The organism is Polyangium sp. 15x6 (assembly GCF_029960785.1).
Lineage (GTDB): Bacteria > Myxococcota_A > Polyangia > Polyangiales > Polyangiaceae > Polyangium.
The window spans coordinates 46,249-64,099 of sequence record NZ_JASBQE010000008.1; the positions used below are offsets into that span (position 1 = coordinate 46,249).

General features: G+C 70.8%; 13 protein-coding genes. 5 read left to right on the top strand and 8 right to left on the bottom strand.

From position 1 onward, the window contains the following. Positions 1-57: 57 nt before the first annotated feature. From QHF83_RS08555 to QHF83_RS08570, 4 genes are all read right to left on the bottom strand, one after another. Entirely contained in the window at positions 58-1,230 is a 1,173-nt protein-coding gene (locus QHF83_RS08555) for a CaiB/BaiF CoA-transferase family protein (protein WP_282417271.1), read from the bottom strand. A gap of 104 nt (positions 1,231-1,334) precedes the next feature. After that, positions 1,335-1,664: an SCP2 sterol-binding domain-containing protein gene (locus QHF83_RS08560; protein WP_282417272.1), complete on the bottom strand. Its 330-nt coding sequence runs from the start codon at positions 1,662-1,664 to the stop codon at positions 1,335-1,337. Positions 1,665-1,791: 127 nt separating this feature from the next. Further along, positions 1,792-2,853, bottom strand: a complete 1,062-nt coding sequence (locus QHF83_RS08565) for an IMP dehydrogenase (RefSeq protein ID WP_282417273.1) — start codon at positions 2,851-2,853, stop codon at positions 1,792-1,794. Between the two features lie 296 nt (positions 2,854-3,149). After that, positions 3,150-5,687, bottom strand: coding sequence for a heavy metal translocating P-type ATPase (locus tag QHF83_RS08570; protein ID WP_282417274.1), 2,538 nt, complete (start codon positions 5,685-5,687; stop codon positions 3,150-3,152). A gap of 225 nt (positions 5,688-5,912) precedes the next feature. On the opposite strand from QHF83_RS08570, the gene rplC reads away from it, so the two are divergent. From rplC to QHF83_RS08585, 3 genes are read left to right on the top strand one after another with little or no spacing between them, the layout of a single operon-like run. Beyond that, a complete protein-coding gene (gene rplC / locus QHF83_RS08575; RefSeq protein WP_282417275.1) occupies positions 5,913-6,578 on the top strand; it encodes a 50S ribosomal protein L3 in 666 nt (221 codons plus the stop codon). A gap of 13 nt (positions 6,579-6,591) precedes the next feature. Then, positions 6,592-7,203 carry an RlmE family RNA methyltransferase gene (locus tag QHF83_RS08580; RefSeq protein WP_282417276.1) on the top strand — a complete coding sequence of 204 codons (612 nt, stop codon included), beginning with the start codon at positions 6,592-6,594 and terminating at the stop codon, positions 7,201-7,203. After that, positions 7,200-7,754, top strand: coding sequence for a gamma-glutamylcyclotransferase (locus tag QHF83_RS08585; RefSeq protein WP_282417277.1), 555 nt, complete (start codon positions 7,200-7,202; stop codon positions 7,752-7,754). Before QHF83_RS08580 ends, QHF83_RS08585 begins: the two co-directional genes overlap by 4 nt. Here the strand turns inward: QHF83_RS08585 and QHF83_RS08590 are convergent. Next, positions 7,736-8,668 carry a DUF4388 domain-containing protein gene (locus QHF83_RS08590; RefSeq protein ID WP_282417278.1) on the bottom strand — a complete coding sequence of 311 codons (933 nt, stop codon included), beginning with the start codon at positions 8,666-8,668 and terminating at the stop codon, positions 7,736-7,738. The two genes, QHF83_RS08585 and QHF83_RS08590, sit on opposite strands and share 19 nt — an antisense overlap. A 145-nt stretch (positions 8,669-8,813) precedes the next feature. Between QHF83_RS08590 and QHF83_RS08595 the strand changes: the two genes are divergently transcribed. Further along, positions 8,814-9,857, top strand: a complete 1,044-nt coding sequence (locus QHF83_RS08595) for an L-erythro-3,5-diaminohexanoate dehydrogenase (RefSeq protein ID WP_282417279.1) — start codon at positions 8,814-8,816, stop codon at positions 9,855-9,857. A gap of 29 nt (positions 9,858-9,886) precedes the next feature. Further along, a complete protein-coding gene (locus QHF83_RS08600; RefSeq protein WP_282417280.1) occupies positions 9,887-11,581 on the top strand; it encodes a formate--tetrahydrofolate ligase in 1,695 nt (564 codons plus the stop codon). On the opposite strand, the gene QHF83_RS08605 is transcribed toward QHF83_RS08600, so the two are convergent. From QHF83_RS08605 to QHF83_RS08615, 3 genes are read right to left on the bottom strand one after another with little or no spacing between them, the layout of a single operon-like run. Next, positions 11,565-13,703, bottom strand: a complete 2,139-nt coding sequence (locus QHF83_RS08605; protein ID WP_282417281.1) for an ATP-binding protein — start codon at positions 13,701-13,703, stop codon at positions 11,565-11,567. The two genes, QHF83_RS08600 and QHF83_RS08605, sit on opposite strands and share 17 nt — an antisense overlap. Before the next feature lie 57 nt (positions 13,704-13,760). After that, positions 13,761-14,114 (bottom strand): hypothetical protein, encoded by a 354-nt coding sequence (locus QHF83_RS08610; RefSeq protein ID WP_282417282.1) that lies wholly within the window; start codon positions 14,112-14,114, stop codon positions 13,761-13,763. Then, positions 14,111-17,818 carry a sigma 54-interacting transcriptional regulator gene (locus QHF83_RS08615; protein ID WP_282417283.1) on the bottom strand — a complete coding sequence of 1,236 codons (3,708 nt, stop codon included), beginning with the start codon at positions 17,816-17,818 and terminating at the stop codon, positions 14,111-14,113. Before QHF83_RS08615 ends, QHF83_RS08610 begins: the two co-directional genes overlap by 4 nt. Between the last annotated feature and the right edge of the window lie 33 nt (positions 17,819-17,851).

Below are 17,851 nucleotides of genomic sequence, written 5' to 3' on the forward strand. Positions count from 1 at the left end.
AACCAGGGCGCAGCCCTGGACCGCTGGTGCATCGACCGCGGTGCGGTCGATGCAAGGTTAGCTGCTCTCGCCTTCGCGGATGACGCCGGCGCGGGCGAGTTCGTCGATGTCCGCGTCGGAGAAGCCGGCTTCGCGGAAGACCACGCGCGTGTGCTCGCCCGAGCGCGGCGGCGGGGCGAAGGCGACGCCCTTCGGCGTGACCGGGAGCCGGATCTGCGGGATGTCTCCGCGCGAGCTCGGGATGTCGAAGAAGAGCTCGCGCGCCTTCATGAGCGGATCGTCGCGGAGCTCGTTCGGGCGCACCACCGGCTCGAGGCAGCAATCGTGGCTCGCCGCGATCGCGATCCACTCGTCGCGCGTCTTCTGGGCGAAGGCGTTTCGCACCGTGGCCTTGATCTCGGCCTGGTGCGGCCCCGGCAGGAGCGCCTCCATGCGCGGCTCGATCCCAGCCGCGGCGCAGAACGACATCCAGAACTTCGGCTCCAGCGCGCCGAGCGCGAAGGCGTGGCCATCCTTCGAGAAGTACGTGCCGTAGGGCGCGATGCCGCCGACGAGCGTGTCGCCGCCCCGGGGGCGCGTCTCGCCCGCGAGGGCGGCGCCGATCGTGGCCGTGGCGAAGCCGAGGATGCCGTCGGTCATCGAGACGTCGAGCACGCGCCCCTCGCCCGTGCGATCCCGCTCGGCGAGCGCGGCGAGGATCGCGATGACGGACCACATGCCGCCGCTCACGTCGGCGAGCTGGAAGCCGGGCGGCTGCGGCGGGCCATCCTCGGGGCCTTGCGAGCCGAGCAGGCCGCCGCGCGCGAGATAGTCGATGTCATGCCCGGCGCGATGCTTGAGCGGCCCATCCTGGCCGTATCCGGTGAGCGCGCAGATGACGAGCTTGGGGAATTTCCCGCGCAGCACGTCGTGCCCGAGGCCGAGGCGATCGAGCACGCCCGGGCGAAACTGCTCGAAGAGCACGTCGTACGAGCCGACGAGTCGCTCGAACGCCGCGCGTCCTTCGGGTCGCTTGAGGTCGAGCAGCGCGCTGCGTTTGCCGCGGTTCAAGAGCTGGAACGCCGCGGACTCGCCGGCGATCGCGGGCGGCATGTGCCGGAGGTAATCACCGCCGGCGAGGTCCTCGATCTTGTCGACGGTGGCGCCGAGGTCGGCGAGCACGAGCGTCGCGAAGGGACCGGGCAAGAGCCGCGAGAGGTCCAGGATCCGTTTGCCGACGAGGGGGCGCATGCGTCTCCTTTGAGGTCAAAACGAAATGACGACGGATGAACGAAGGCCGGCGGCCCTCGGACGGATCCGAGCACGCGCCGGCCTCTTCCCGGGCTCGGGATCGATCAGAGCTCGAAGAGCTTGTTCAGCTTCATCGCGAGCATCTGGTTGCCCACCGCCTTGAGCTTGCCGGCGAAGTAGAGCGGCATGCCGTTCGCCTGCGGGTTCTCGTAGAGCTTCTGGAAGTCCTCCGACGAGATCGTGATGGTCAGCTCGGCGCCGCCGGGGCTGCCCGGCTGGGCGCTCGGGGCCGTCAGGTCGAGGAACCACTCGCCGCCGCCCTCGCCCGTGATGTTGAACTGGTACTTGCCGCCGATCGCCTTCGCCCCGTCGGGGTTCTTGGCGATCTTCGAGGGGACTTCTTCGTTGAAGAGCTTCTGGATGTCGACGGCCATGGTGCCTCCGGGCAGCGATGCGCCGATGTCGCCGGCGCGTTCTAGCGTCGGCCGGGTGTAGCCGTGAGCGACGTGCCGCGTCAAGCGGCGGCGAAAACAATGGTTTGGCGGCAAAATTTCGCTTCGACTACGCGCGCGCCCGCGACGGCTGCTGCGAGGCACGCGGGGCCCTGTCGAGGGCCGATCGCACCGGCAAGACGAAGAGCCGATCGATCGCGACCCGCGCATCGCGGGGCGGCGGCTCCTCGGGCGGCGCCTGCATCAGGCGCAGATCCCGCAGGAGGGTGCGATCGAGATCGCTCTCCTCGCCGAACTCGTAAGGCAGGATGGAGGGCAAGAGCGCGACCAGCACGGCCTCGCTCCCGCCCTGCCGGATCGACGTGCCCTGATACACGGCGACGGCCTGACCGAAGGCCTCCTGGAAGACGAAGGGTCGCCACTCGAGCGGCGCGGTGAGGTCGAAGCGGCGCTCGCCCACCACGAGCTCGCGGCCGTCGAGCGTGAGCGGCGCGCCCCGCGCGTCCGAGAGGACGAGGCGCTCGACGCACGAGGGATCGAGCTCCTCGACGGCGAACACGAGCGTCGCGAAGTCGGAGGGCAAGAGCTCGAGCGGCGCGCCGTCGGGGCCGAGGGCCTCGAGTGCGGCGTCGTCGCCGACCGCGGTGAACGCGCGATCGAAGAGCGTCCCGAGCGCGCGGCGCGCCGTGCCTTCGAAGGTCGATCCCACGTAGAAGAGGCCTTCCGGCGAGCTCCACACGGCGACCATCCGATCCCGCTTCGCGCTGGTCACGAGCGTCATGCCGAAGGGCTCGCCGAGGGGCACGACGTTCTGCGGCGGCCCGCTCTCCGGCTGGAAGAAGAGCCCGTGGCCGTCGACGCAGATGCCGCGCGACGCGGCCTCGCTACTCGAACGCCTGCGTGATCCACGCACGTAAAGCGCGATCGCCGCCGTCACGAGCACGAGCGGCACGGCCACGCGGAGCACGATGTTCTGCGCGACCGCGAGCACGACGAGCGCGACGAGCAAGAGCGGCAAGGCTCCGTCCCGGGAGGCGGCCTTCGTCGCACCTGCGCCCGGGGTGATCGCCGTGAACGAACGCGCGCCTTTTCCAGGTCCGCCCCACCTTCCGTCGGCGTGGTGCGACAAGGGCATCCCGCGCGTGCGCGGCGCGCCCTCCCGCGGGGACACGCGCGTCCTCGTCGTATCCCTCGGGCTCGCGGCTCCGTTGCGATTGCGCTCGCTTGCCATCGAACCTCCCGGCGGCAGGCGCGTCGCCCCTCGAAGAGCGTAGCACCCCGATTGCCGTACGGGAGGGGGTTGGCGCAGCCCAACCGGCGATGCAAGCTCGCCCTCTTTCCAGGACGGCCTCGGCTTTCCCGGCTCGGCCCACCCGCGGCTTTTCCGCCCTTTCGACGCTTGGGGGCCACGCGCGGCAGAGCCGAGCGTAGCCCCCAAACCCCCAACCGAGCGACCGACGCTTTGCGTCAGAGGCGCGTGGTGCGCAGCCGGAGCGCGTTCGTGATGACCGAGACGCTGCTCAGGCTCATGGCGGCGCTCGCGATCATGGGGCTCAGGAGGAGGCCGAAGAAGGGGTAGAGGACGCCGGCCGCGAGCGGCACACCGAGGCCGTTGTAGACGAAGGCGAAGAAGAGGTTCTGGCGGATGTTCTTCATCGTCGCCCGCGAGAGGCGCCGCGCCCGCACGATGCCGCGCAGATCGCCGCGCACGAGCGTGACGCCCGCGCTCTCCATCGCGACGTCGGTGCCCGTGCCCATCGCGATGCCGACGGCGGCGCGCGCGAGGGCTGGCGCGTCGTTCACGCCGTCGCCGGCCATGGCCACGACCTTGCCGTTCTTCGTGAGGCGCTCGACGACCGCGCTCTTCTGATCGGGAAGGACCTCGGCTTCGACGTCCGTGATGCCGAGCTCGCGCGCGACGGCCTCCGCCGTCGTGCGACTGTCGCCCGTGAGCATGACGATCATGAGGCCCTCTTCCCGTAGCGCGGCGAGCGCCTCTTTTGCCGAGCCTTTGATCGGATCGGCCACGCCCACGAGCCCGAGGATGCGCCCGCCGCGCGTCACGAACACCACGGTTTGTCCACGCGCGCGGAGCGCCTCGGCGCGCGCGAGAGCCGCAGCGCTCTCGATCGAGAGCTCTTCGAGCAATCGCGCGTTTCCGAGCGCGGCCGGCTCGCCCTCGACGACGCCCGTCACGCCGCGGCCCGTGAGCGATCGGAAGCTCGTGACGGCCGCGAGGTCGAGGCCTCGTTCCTTTGCAGCCGCAAGGATCGCCGAGGCGAGCGGGTGCTCGCTGCCGCGCTCGAGGCTCGCCGCGACGCGGAGCACGCTCGCCTCGTCCGCGCCGTCGAGAGGCACGATCGAGGCCACGGCGGGTTTGCCCTCGGTGAGCGTGCCCGTCTTGTCCACGACGAGCGTGTCCACGCGCTCCAGCGCTTCGAGCGCCTCCGCATTCTTGACGAGCACGCCCGCCGACGCGCCGCGCCCCGTGCCCACCATGATCGACATCGGCGTCGCGAGGCCGAGCGCGCAGGGGCAAGCGATGATGAGCACCGCGACCGCGTTGAGCAGCGCGTACGCGAGGCGCGGCTCCGGGCCGACGAGCGCCCACACCACGAACGTGACGGCGGCCGTGAGCACGACGGTCGGGACGAACCACGCGCTCACGACGTCGGCGAGGCGCTGGATCGGCGCGCGCGTCCGCTGCGCCTCGCCCACCATCCGCACGATCTGCGCGAGCAAGGTCCCCTGCCCCACGCGCTCGGCGCGCATCACGAAGCCGCCTGCGCCGTTCACCGTCCCGCCCGTCACGTGATCGCCGACATCTTTTTCCACCGGGATCGGCTCGCCCGTGACCATGGACTCGTCGACGGAGCTCTTGCCTTCGAGCACCACGCCGTCGACGGGGACACGCTCGCCCGGCCGCACGCGCAGCCGATCGCCCACGGCGACGACCTCGATCGGCACGTCCTCCTCGACGCCGTCGCCGAGCCGCCGCGCGCTTCTCGGGGCGAGGCCGAGCAGCGCGCGGATCGCGCCCGAGGTGCGACTGCGCGCGCGAAGCTCGAGGACCTGACCGACCAGAACGAGCGTGACGATCACCGCCGCGGCCTCGAAGTAGACGGGCACCTCGCCGCCGTGCGCGCGGAACGACGCGGGGAACATCGAAGGCGCGATCGTGGCCGCGACGCTGTAGACGTAGGCCGTCCCCGTGCCGATCGCGATCAGCGTGAACATGTTGAAGCGCCGGGTCACGAGCGAGGTCCACCCGCGCTCGAAGAACGGCCATCCGCCCCAGAGGACCACGGGCGTCGCGAGCGCCAGCTCGATCCAGCGCTGATACGGCAGAACGTGCGACCAGCGCCACCCGGGCATCAGCATCGGCGCCATCGCGAGGACGAGCAGCGGCAGCGAGAGCGCGGCCGAGATCCAGAGCCGCCGCGTCATGCTCTCGAGCTCGGGGTTCGGCGGCTCCTCCGCGGTCAGGATCGCCATCGGCTCGAGCGCCATGCCGCAGATCGGGCAGGATCCCGGTTTGTCCTGCCGGACCTCGGGATCCATCGGGCAGGTGTAGATCGTGCCCACCGGGAGCGCGGCGCCCGGCGCCGGGGCTTTCTCCTCGGCCTTCGCTGCGGGCGTTTCAGGCTTCGCTTCGACCTTCGGCGCGAGGAACTTCTCGGGCTCGGCGGCGAACTTGTCCCGGCAACGTGGGTTGCAGAACCAGTACGTCGTGCCTGCGTGCTCGTGATGACCGCCCTTGGCCGCCCCGGGCGTCACCATCATCCCGCACACCGGGTCCTTCACCTTCGCGGGCGCGGGGGGCTGTTCTTCCGCCTTCGGCGTGAGGTATTTCTCCGGATCTGCTGCGAATTTCTCCCGGCAACGTGGGTTGCAGAACCAGTACGTCGTGCCTGCGTGCTCGTGATGACCGCCCTTGGCCGCCCCGGGCGTCACCATCATCCCGCACACCGGGTCCTTCACCTTGGCCGGTGCTTGCTCGTTCACCCCACCGTCCATGTTCCGGCCGGCGGGGTTTGCCAACAAAAAACCTTTCCCTTTGGACCTTCCTGGGTAGACTCCCCGCCCCCCGACTCGCCTGGTGCTCGTTCACCCCGGTTTCTGCGCTTCGAACCGGCCTTCGCCGAGCAGGCGAAAGATGCGATGAGGGGCTCGCGACAATCGCGAACACAGCCGGACGAACCCAGAAGAAGCGCGGATAAAGGCATCGAGATGAACAAGAACCTTGGCATCCTCGGCAAGAAGATCGGGATGACCCAGATCTTCGACGAAAAGGGCGAGGTCCTCCGCTGCAGCGTGGTGCAGGCGGGCGGCGTCGTGATCGGCAAGCGGACGGTGGAGAAGGACGGCTACAGCGCCCTCATCGTCGGCCTCGGCGAGCGCAAGGAGAAGCACACGAAGAAGCCCTTGCTCGGCGCGTACCGCAAGAGCCAGCAGACGCCGAAGCGCGTCGTGCGCGAGCTGCGCGTGTCGGCCGAGGACGCCGCGAAGTTCGAGATCGGCCAGAAGATCGGCGTCGATCAGGTCTTCGAGGTCGGCCAGATCGTCGACGCGCAGGGCACGTCCCGCGGCCGCGGCTTCACCGGCGTCGTGCGCCGCTGGAACTTCGCCGGCGCCGTGCAGACGCACGGTACGCACGAGTATCGCCGTCACGGCGGCTCGATCGGTACGAACATGACCCCCGGCCGCACCCTGCCCGGCCTCAAGATGCCCGGTCACTACGGCGCCGAGACCGTGAGCGCGCTCAACCTGAAGATCGCGAAGCTCATCCCCGAGGAGGACCTCGTCCTCATCGAGGGCGCGGTCCCGGGCGCGCGGAACGGCATCGTCCTCGTCCGCGGCGCCGTGAAGAAGAAGAACGGCGGCAAGAAGGCCTGATCGCCATCTCCTCGTGAGCGCGAAGGGCAAAAACCCGTACCGGAAACCCGACACCTTCACCAAAGCGGCGAAGGCACAAGGGTTTCCGGCGCGGAGTGTCTTCAAGCTCGAGGAGATCGATCGCCGGGTACGTCTCCTGCGACCCGGGCAGCGCGTCCTTGATCTAGGCGCCGCTCCCGGGTCGTGGTCCATGTACGCCGCGCAGAAGATCGGCTCGAAGGGGCACCTGCTCGCCGTGGATCTCTCGGAGATCCGGCAAGCCTTCGGCCCCAACGTGACGGTCGTGCGAGGCGACGCGCTCTCGCTCGCGAACGAGGCCCTCGCGCAGTTCGCCCCGTACGACGTGGTGCTGAGCGACATGGCGCCCGCGACCACGGGCAGCAAGGCCTCCGATCAGTGGCGGAGCTACGAGCTCTTCGATCGCGCGGTCTCGGTGGCCGAGGCGCTCGGCGCGCCCGGCAGCGCCTTCGTCGGCAAGCTGTTCATGAGCGAAGAGTTCCAGAAGGCGCGCGAGAGGCTGCGCTCGCTCTACGACGAGGTGCGCGTGATCCGGCCCGAAGGCACGCGCAGCGTGAGCTCCGAGGTCTTCCTCGTGGGGCTCGGCCGGAAAAAAGCAGCGCCGTGAGCGTGTGGATCTTCGGCTACGGGTCGCTGCTCTGGCGGCCAGGGTTTCCGTACGTCGAGGCGAAGGCCGCGCGCGTCGCGGGTTTGTCGCGACGACTCGAACAAGGCTCGCCCGATCATCGCGGCACACCCGAGCGGCTCGGCCGCGTGGCGACGCTCGTCCCCGCGCCCGGCGCCCACGTGGGCGGGCTCGTGTACGCACTCGCGCCCGCGGAGGCGGACGTGATCCTCGCCGCGCTCGATGAACGCGAGCAGGGCGGCTACGACCGCGTCGCGGTCCGCGCGGAGCTTCACGAGGAAGCCACGACGATCGAGGCGATCACCTGGATCGCGCGCCCCGGAAACCCGTGGCACCTCGGCCCTGCGCCGTTCGAGGCGATGGTCGCCGACGTGCTCGAAGCGCGCGGCCCGAGCGGAACGAACGTGGAGTACGTGCTGCGCCTCGCGGAGACGCTCGCGGCGCTCGGCTTCGAGGACGATCATGTCTCCTCGCTGGCCGAGGCGGTGCGCGCCGCGGTCGTGGATCCTCCGCGTTACTCGACGCGCACGTAGCCCGACGAGATCAGCTTCAGGAGCGTGCGCCCCGTGTCGAGATCACTCGCGGGGCTCTTGTCCATGACCACGTGCATCTCCGCGTGGTTCCACACGGCCTGCAGCACGTCGAGCTCCATCGGCGAGAGATCGCGGATGAGCGGCTTCAGCGGGAGCGCGACCGAGAGCTGCGCGTTTTTCCCGGGCAGCTTGTGCTTGATGGCGTTGTGCTCGTCGAGCTGACGGAGCCCTTCCATCAGGAGCTCCTGCACGGACACGTCGACCGGATCCTTCGGCAGGACCTCGTCGGGCGGCTCGAAGTCGAACGTGCCGCTCCCCCACGAGAGGATGCGATACGCGGCCTTGAGCGGCGGCAGATCCGCGCTGTCGTCGAGCGACGCGTGGATGATCGTCCCCTTCGAGAGGTGGATCTTGCCGACCTCGTCGTCGGTGCGGATCACGAGCAGGCCCGTCTTCTTCGACGAACCGAGGAGCTGCAGGAGATCGGGCAGCGGGATCTCGTCGATCGCGCCGGACATGCTGCGCGTCGGCGAGCGGCCCGAGGGCGGCAGCTCGCTGCGCTTGGGCAGACGGATCCCGGGCGACGAGACCTCGGCGATGACGACCTTCAGGATGTTCGTGCCGATGAGGACACGATCCCCTTCCTTGAGCGTCGCGCGCTTGATGCGCTCGCCGTTGACGAAGGTGCCGTTCGTCGAGCCGAGGTCCTCGATCGTGATCGGATCGCCGACCGCGATGCGCGCGTGCTTGCGCGAGACCATGTCCTCCACGAGGACCATGTCGAGGTCGCTCGAGCGACCGACGATGATCTCCTTCTTGTCCTCGAGGAGGAACTCTCCGCCCTGGTATTTGCCGGAGATGAAGCGCAGCGCGAGCCTCCGCGGCGGCGACACCTTGGGCAGTTGGCTTTCCATGCTCGGCCGAAAGATTCGCGGAGGGCGCAGGATACGCCCGCTTCGTCCTTGAAACTTTAGAGTTCGAGGCCTGCGAGGGTCAAGCGTTCCTCGCGGGATCCCCCCGCGCCTTCCGCCGGGCGAAAGGCGTGATAAGGGAGCGCTCGTGACAACGCTTGCCGGAGACCCCCTCGGGACCCACCGCGTGATCGCGCCGAAAGGTGCGCTCCCCCAGCCCGCTGAGCGGCTCGATAACGACTTTTCCAAGGTCTACGCGACCGAGATCGTCGTCGACGTCCAGACGCTCAACGTCGACGCCGCGAGCTTCCGGCAGATGGAAGAGGCCTCCGGCGGAAATCCCGACGGCGTCGCGGCCCTCGTCCTGGAAACCGTGAAGCGACGCGGCAAGCAACACAACCCGGTCACCGGCTCCGGCGGCATGCTGCTCGGCGTCGTGGAGCGCGTCGGCGATCTCGCGTCGACGCGCGGCTTCGTTCCAGGCGACCGTATCGCCACGCTCGTCTCGCTCTCGCTCACGCCGCTCTGGCTCGATCGCGTGCTCGCGGTGCGCCCCGCCTCCGCGCAGCTCGACGTCGTCGGCAAGGCCGCCGTCTTCCTCACGGCGCCGATCGCGCGCATCCCGACGGACATGCCCGAGCGGCTCGTGCTCGCCTTGCTCGACGTGGCCGGCGCCGCGCCGCAGGTCGCGCGCCTCTGCGGACCCGGCGACAGCGTCGTCGTGCTCGGCGCGGGCGGCAAATCGGGCCTGCTCTGCGCGGCCGAGGCGCGCCGCCGCGTCGGCGATACGGGCAAGGTGATCGGCATCGAGTCCTTCCCCGCCTACGCCGACGATCTGCGCGCGCTCGGGATCTGCGATCACGTCGCGACGCTCGACGCGCGGGATCCGCTCGCCGTGCGTGACGCGGTCGCGCCTCTGACCGAAGGCCGCGGCGCGGATCTCGTGCTCTCGTGCGTGAACGTGCCCGGCGTCGAGCTCGCCGCGATCCTCGCGGCCCGCGATCGCGGCAAGGTGTACTACTTCGCGATGAGCACGAGCTTCACGGCCGCCGCCCTCGGCGCCGAGGGCATCGGCCGCGACGTGGATCTCTTCATCGGCAACGGCTACGCCCACGACCACGCCGAGCACACGCTCTCGCTCGTGCGCGGGAGCCGCCCGCTCCACGATCTCATGCAACGCCGTTACACCTGACGCCTGCGCAGCAGGCACCGAGGAGGCCCGTGACCCTTACGCAGAGCGCTTTGCCCATCGGACCCCAGGGGATCCTCGACGTCGCGCGCGAGCTCGGCGTGTCCGAGGATCACGTCGAGCCGTACGGCCGCAACAAGGCGAAGATCGATCTCGCCGCCCTCACGCGCCCCGCCGCGGGCGCGGGCCGCCTCGTGCTCGTCTCCGCCATCAACCCGACGCCCGCGGGCGAAGGCAAGACGACGACGTCGATCGGGCTCGCGATGGGCATGCGGCGCCTCGCGAAGCGCGCCGTGCTTTGCCTGCGCGAGCCCTCGCTCGGCCCGGTCTTCGGCGTGAAGGGCGGCGGCACGGGCGGCGGACGCGCGACGCTCGTGCCCGCCGACGACATCAACCTGCACTTCACGGGCGACATCCACGCGATCTCCACCGCGCACAACCTCCTGTCCGCGATGGTCGACAACGCGTGTCACTTCAACACCGCGTTCGGCGACAAGGGCGCGATCGATCCGCGCCAGGTGACGTGGGGCCGCGCGCTCGACATGAACGACCGCGCGCTGCGCAACGTGATCGTCGGCCTCGGCCGCAAGGCCGACGGCGTGCCGCGGCAGGATCGATTCGACATCACGGCCGCGAGCGAGGTCATGGCGATCGTGGCCCTCGCCAACGGGCCCGAGGATCTCGAGCGGCGCCTCGGCCGCATCGTGATCGGCCAGAGCACGAGCGGCGCGCCGATCACGGCGAACGACGTGGGCGCCGCCGCGGCGATGACCGCGCTCCTGCGCGACGCGATCAAGCCGAACCTCGTGCAGACCGACGAAGGCGGCCCGGCCCTCGTGCACGCCGGCCCGTTCGCGAACATCGCGCACGGCTGCTCCTCGGTCCTCGCGACGCGCCTCGGCCTGCTCTCGGGCGACTACGTGATCACCGAGGCGGGCTTCGGCTTCGACCTCGGCGGCGAGAAGTTCCTCGACATCAAGTGCCGGACGATGGGCGTCTTCCCGCGCGTGCTCGTCCTCGTGGCCACGCTGCGCGCCCTCAAGATGCACGGCGGCGCGCCGGTCAAGCGCGCGGCGGAGCCCGACGAGAGGGCGCTCGAGCTCGGCCTCGCGCACCTCGACAAACACCTCGACTCGGCCGCGTTCTTCGGCCTGCCCGTCGTCGTGTCGATCAACGTCTTCCCGAACGACACGCAAGAGGAGCTCGCCCTCGTCGAAGCGGCCATGCAGCGCCGCGGCGTACGCGCCGTCCGCTGCGAAGGTTTCATGCGAGGCGGCGAGGGCGCCCTCGAGCTCGCCGAGGCCGTCGCGAGCGCCGCCGACGCGACCGACGCCGCGCCGCCTGCGCCCCGCTTCGTCTACGACCTCGGCGAGCCCCTGCGTGACAAGATCACCAAGATCGCCCACACGATCTACGGCGCGGACGGCGTCACCTTCACCGCGGCCGCCGAGCGCGACGCCCGCCGCATCGAGGAGCTAGGCCACGGCGGCGTGCCCGTCTGCATGGCCAAGACCCAGCTCTCGCTCTCCGACGATCCCGCGCTCGTTGGACGTCCAACGAACTTCCAGGTCACCGTGCGCGAGATCCGCCTGAGCGCCGGCGCGGGCTTCGCCGTCGCGCTCACCGGCGACATGATGACCATGCCGGGCCTGCCGCGTGAGCCCTCCGCCTTGCGGGTCAAGCTCCTGCCCACCGGCAAGATCCGCGGCCTCATGCAGAACGACTGAGCGGCGTCGGCGTCGAGGACGGCGCGCCGAGCGCGTCCATCGCCGCCGGCAGGATCACGGCGAACGTCGATCCTTTGCCCTCGTACGATCGCACCTCGATACGCCCGCCCGCGCCCTGGGCGATGCGCTGGCTGATCGCGAGCCCGAGCCCCGTGCCCTTCTCCTTCGTGGAGAAGAACGGGAGGAAGATGTTCTCCAGCACCTTCTGCGAGATGCCGGGCCCGTTGTCCGCGACCGTGAGCTCCACGAAGGGCTCGTCGGCCATCCCCGTCCCCGAACGTGTCGTCCCTCGGCCGAGCCGCACGCGCGTCGACACCGTGATCTTCCCCCGCCCCTTCATGGCCTGCGCCGCGTTCCGGTAGAGGTTCATGAGCACCTGCCGGAGCTTCTCCGGATCGATCGCGACGCGCGGCAGGCTCGAATGGAGGTTCATCTCCACCGTCAGATCCTGGTTCGCGCGTTCGGTCGAGAGCACCTGGAGCGTGCGTCGCACGACCGCGTTCACGTCGGTCGGCACCACCGCGCCCTGGTTCGCGCGCGCGAGATCGAGGACAGAACCGACGACCCGATCGAGCCGCTCGACCTCTTCGAGGATGATGCCGATGAACTCGCGCGACTGCGGATCCGGCTCACGCCCATCCGGCGCGGGCTCCGCGAGGAGCTGCGCCGAGCCCTTGATCGCGCCGAGCGGGTTTCGAATCTCGTGCGCGAGCCCCGCCGCCATCTGCCCGAGCACGGCGAGCCGGTCGCGCTCCTTCATCTGCTGGTAGACGCGCGAGTTCTCGATGACCACGCCGACCTGCGTGGCGATCGCGTCGAGCAGCGTGATCTCCTCGGGCGAGAACGCGTCCCGCACGCGCTCGTCGACCACCACGAGCAGCCCCACGATCTCGTTGCCCTCAGCCCGGATCCGCAGGACGACCGCGCCGTCCCGCATGCCCCCGAGCACCGCCGCCGCGCTGAGCACCGCCTCCGACGCGTCCGTGGGCGCGCCCCTCGCCTTGCGCTCGCGCACCTCGCGCTTGAGCTCTTCGAGCGAGAGCGGCCCCACCTCGATCCGGTCGAGCAGCGCGCGCGCCGTCGCCACCTCGATCCGCGGCGGCGCGCCCTGGCCGAGCGACGCGAGCTTGTCGAACCCCGTGCCGTCCGCGTCGCGCAAATAGAGCGCCGCCTTCGTCACGCGCCGCGACTGCTCGAGCGCCGTCATCACGATCGACCCGAGGTCGTCGAGCTCGAGCACGTGCACGAGCCGCCGCCGCGCGTCGGCCACGGATTGTTCGAGGTCGAAACGATCTCGAAAGAAGAGCTTCTGGATCTGCTCGGCGACGCGCTCGCGCAGCGGATCGAAGAGGACGAGGATCACGATCGCCGCGAGCACGGCGTTCAGGTACATCGTGTTGAAGCCGCCGATGAACGTGATGAGGACGTAGAAGATCCCCGCGATCAGAAAGGCGACGGCCGTGGCGACGAGCAGGCGCGCGAGCATCTCGTAGACGTCGAGCAGCCGCTCGTGGCGGAGCGCTTGCGCCAGGATGAACAGGAACACCACGCTGAGGGCCGCGCCGACGGGCGCGGGGTTCACGCCGAGAAACCACGCGAAATCCGCGACGCTCGCGAGGCCGGCGAGCGCGCCGATGACCACGAGGAAGCGGACGCGCCGCTGCGTCGCGCGCGAGCCGCTCCGCGCGCCGCGTTGCCCGAGCTCCCAGAGCCCCGCCGTGAGGAACGCGAAGACGTAGAAGAACACCGCGCCGCGCACGAGCCAAAAGCCCTGCTTCGGGCTCAAGACGAGCAGCACCATGGGGATCGCGAGCACGCCCGCGAGGCGCGGAAGTCGGCTCGGTCGATCCCCCTCGTGCGGGATCATCGCCTCGAAGAGGTGGAGCGCGAACTGCGGCAGGGCCACCGCGAGGATCGCGGTGAAGCGCTCCCAGATCGTCTGCTGGAAGAAGCCGAAGAGGGACTGCGACAGGTACCAGAGGCCGATGTCACCCGCGAACGCCGCGAAGAGCAGGTGCACGGTGCGGACACGCCCGCGGAGCAGGATCGAGACGGCGATGACGAGCGCGAGCGCGCCGCAGACGAGCGTGGTCCGGGTCCGGAGATCGATCCCTATCGGCACGACGAGAGCGTAACGCGCCGCCCCGGGGACGTCCCCGATCGATCGCCCGGTGTGCTCCTAGTCTTGCTTCGTCCCGGTGCCCGGCGAGCTCTGCGTGCCGGCGCCGGGGACCCACGGCAGCGGATCCGGGCCGCTGCGCGTCTCGGGATCACACCCGCCGGGCTTCACCGTGACGACCTCGTTCCACGGCAGCGGATCGGGCATGTCGTCGGTCTGCGGAGGCGGCTCGTCGGGCACGCCGGGGGAACCACGATCCGGCTGATCTTCCGCGTCGGAAGAGCTCGCCGCGAGCTCCTCGGTGACCTCGTCGAGCGCGGCGCTCTCGTCAGGCGCAACCAGACACCCCGTGAGCACCGTCGCGACGAGTGCGAAGAGTCCTCCGAGCCCGAGCGATTGTCTCCCAACGTTCATGATCCGTCCTCCGACGCACTGCCCAGTCCGTACTGCTTCACGAGCTGCGAGAGCCGCGGCCGCTTCATCCCCAGAAGCACCGCGGCGCGGGTGATGTTCCCGCCGCTCTCCTCGAGCGCGCGCGCGATGCACTCGCGCTCGATCTTCCGCTTCATGTCGCTCAGGCTGACGCCCGAGCGGACGTGCGCGTACGTCACCTCGACCGGCGTCGCATCGCCCTCCCCCTGCGATCTTCGCTCGGCGAGCTGAGAGCCCCCGCTTCCCCCACGCGCGTCCTGTGGCTCCGCGGACGAGGGCGGCGACGAGCCCTTCGTGATCTCGGCAGCCACGCCGCGCATGTACTCGACGTTCGTCGTGAAATCCTCGAGCTCGATGACGTCGCCCTCCGCGAAGAGCGACGCCGCGCGGAGCGCGTTCTCGAGCTCGCGCACGTTGCCGTGCCACGTGTGGCGCATGAGCGCCTCGATCGCTCGATCCGAGAGACGCTTCTGCGGCTCTCCCCGCTCCTGCGCGATGCGGGCGAGCAAGGCCGACGTGATGAGCGGCATGTCCGCGATGCGCTGGCGCAGCGCGGGGACCTCGAGGACGACCTGCCGCAGACGGTAGTAGAGGTCCTCGCGGAACTCGCCGCGCGCCACCATCGCGCGGAGATCGCGGTGCGTGGCGCAGAGGATCCGCACGTTCGCGCGGATCGGCTGGGCGCCGCCAACGCGTTCGAAGCTCTTGTCCTCAAGAACGCGGAGGAGCGCGACCTGCGTCCGCTGCGAGATGTCGCCGATCTCGTCGAGGAAGATCGTGCCGCCCTCGGCGAGCTCGAAGCGGCCGCGGCGCCGCGCTTGCGCGCCGGTGAACGCGCCCTTCTCGTGGCCGAAGAGCTCGGAGAGCAGGAGCGTCTCGACGAGCGCCGAGCAGTTCACCTTGACGAGCGGGCCCGTGCGGCGCGGGCTCATCTCGTGGATCGCGTCGGCGACGAGCTCTTTGCCGGAGCCGCTCTCGCCCTGGATCAGCACCGTCGTGTCGGCCTTCGCGACCTTCTTGATGGCCGAGAGCAGCGCGAGCATGCTCGCGTCGCGCCCGACGATCCGCTCGATGGCCGTCACGGACGAGCGCGACGGCGACGCGCGGAGGGACGGCGGGGGAGCGTTCAACGACGGCGAGGAGCAGCCGGAGCACGACGCCTCGCCGCATCGCTCGCAAGGCCTGAGCCCCGACTCGCTCGAGCGCGGCGCGCGCGCTTCGAGCGCCGCGAGCCCACGAAGCTCGGGACGCGCGAGGAAGCGCTCGCGGATGCCGTCGGGCAGAGACGACGCCATGCGATCACGCGAGGCGAGGGCCGCTTGCAGGTGCACCTCGGCCTCGCGCACATCGCCCCGCGCGAGCTCCGCGTGGCAGAGCAGCACGCGGGCCTCGCGTTCGAGCTCCGGCGCGTCCGCTTCCCGCGCGAGATCGAGCGCCTCCTCGGCGGCGCCGTCCCACGGATCCCCGGCGGCGCGCGCCCGCGTCGCTTCGAGGAGCGCGACCTCCGCGCGCGCCAGCGTCGAGCTCGCGTGCGTCCGCGCGCGCTCGATCGCCTGCGCGGCGCGCGTCACGTTGCCATCGTCGAGCGCGATACGCGCCGCGAGGCAGTGGCACTCGCAGAGCTTCGCGCCGTTGCTCGATCCGCTCGCGCCTGCGATGGCCGACGCGAGCTCGGCCCGCGCTTCGAGCGTCCTGCCGCGCGCGAGGTGGATCCGCGCCGCGACGAGCGCGAAGTGCGGCGCGCGTGTCCCCGGGATCGCCGGCCCGCACGCCTGCCGCCCGAACGCGAGCGTCTGCTCCGCTTCGGCCACGAGCCCGAGATCGAGCCGGAGCTCCGCGAGGTTCGGGATCACGGTGGCGAGGAAGAGCCGCTCGCGGATGCGGCGGAAGACCTCGATCGCGCGCTCCGAGAGGTGGAAGGCCTCCGGATAGTCGCGCTTCAGGATCGCGATCGTCGCGAGGTTCGTCAGGGCGAACCCGACCGCGCGGTGCTCGCCTCGCGCCGTGCCGTCGTCGAGCACGGAGGCGAGCATCGGCCGCGCCTCGTCGAGCCTGCCGGCGGAGAGCACGGCGATCGCGCGGTTGAGCCGCGCCCGGAGCTCCGTGATTCCCTCCCCGCCGCACGCCGCTTCCCACGCGTCGGCCGCGAAATGCGCCTCCGCCTCGCTCCACGACGCCGCCGCGAGCAAGAGCTTGCCGAGCACGTTGCGCGCCCCGAGCCGCGTCGCGAGATCCGCCGCGCCGCCCTGCGCTTCCTGGGCAAACCTTCGCGCCGCTTCGAGATCACCGGCCGTGTACCGGACCTCCGCGAGCTCCACGGCCGCACGCGCGCGCGCCCCGGAGGCATCTGCGCGGCTCATCGCGCGTTCGAGCACGATCGTCGCCGTCGTGAGATCCCCCTCGGCGCTGAGCGCCTTGCCGAGCGTGATCATCACCTCGGGCGCGTTTCCATCCCGCGCCGCCGCGGCCCGCGCGAACCCCGTCGCCCGCTCCGCATCGCCGACACGAAGCGCGAGCTCCGCCGAGCGCAGGAGCGCCTTCGTCGTCGACGCATCCGAGAAGAGCGCGAGAGCCGCCTCCCAGCGCCGCCAGAAATCCACTCGCGCCGACGGCTCTGCCACGCCGGCGAGCGCGCGCGTCGCGAGCAGCTCCGCCCGCTCCGCGTCGCCTGCCCGCGCCCAGAGCTCGGCCGCGCGGAGCATCGCCCAGGGATCGAGCGGGAACACCGCTTCGAGCGCGCTCGCGACCGCGATCGCATCGTCGCGATCGACTTCGAGCTCGATCGGCGCCGCCCCCGTGAGCTTCATCGAGCCTGCCGCGTCGATCGTCGCCGCGCCCCGCGCGACGAGCGCCTCCACGTCCGCGCTCGCGCCGAGCCGACCGACCTCCGCGGCAGGCAAGCTCCGCTGCGCCAGCGCGAGCCGCGCGCAGAGCCGCCTCTGCGCCGGTTCGAGCGCGATCGGCTCGGCCCGCCCGTCGAGCGGCGCGCGTCGCGCGGCCGACCACCAGCGCTCCAGCGCTTCGAGCCTTCCCTCTTCCGCGCCGAGGCGAAGCTCGGCCGCCTGCGCGATCGCCTCCCAGAAGCGACGCAGATCCTCGGGCGACGCGATCGGATCGATCTGCACGAGGCGCGCGCCCGCCGGCGCCGACGCCACCTCACGCAGCACGAGCACGAGCGGCGCTCCCGCGCGGGGAGGGGTGCTCACGAGGCGCGCCATCTCCTCCACGACTGCCTGTCCCCAGTGCGTCGACGTGCCTTCGGACACGACGATCATCGCGCCGTTCGCCGCAGAGGCGATGCGCGCGGCCACGAGGCGCGGCTCCACCACGTCGACGATCCCCATCTGCGCGGCAATCTCGCGCCAGGGTTCGTCCCATGCGACCTCGGCGACCCGCAGGCACGCGCGCCCGATCACCTGCGCTCGCCGCGCCGCATGCGCGCCCACGGCTTCCAGCGTCGCGCGCGGCCCGTGCAGCACCACGAGCCCGCTCGCGCCCTTCGCGCAGAGCAGATCATCGACCGCCGCGAGCCCGCGGAGCGTCGCGCGCACCGAAGGCGCAGCGATCACCGCCCCGGAAGGCAGCGCGCCGGCCTCCCCACCGAAGACACCTTCGGTGCGAACACCCGAAGCATCCTGGGGTGAAGACCGATCGAGCGGAGAAGTGCGAGGTTCGGCGTCCGCCACGGCTTCTCCAGCCTACGGTCGGCGGCTCGCCTA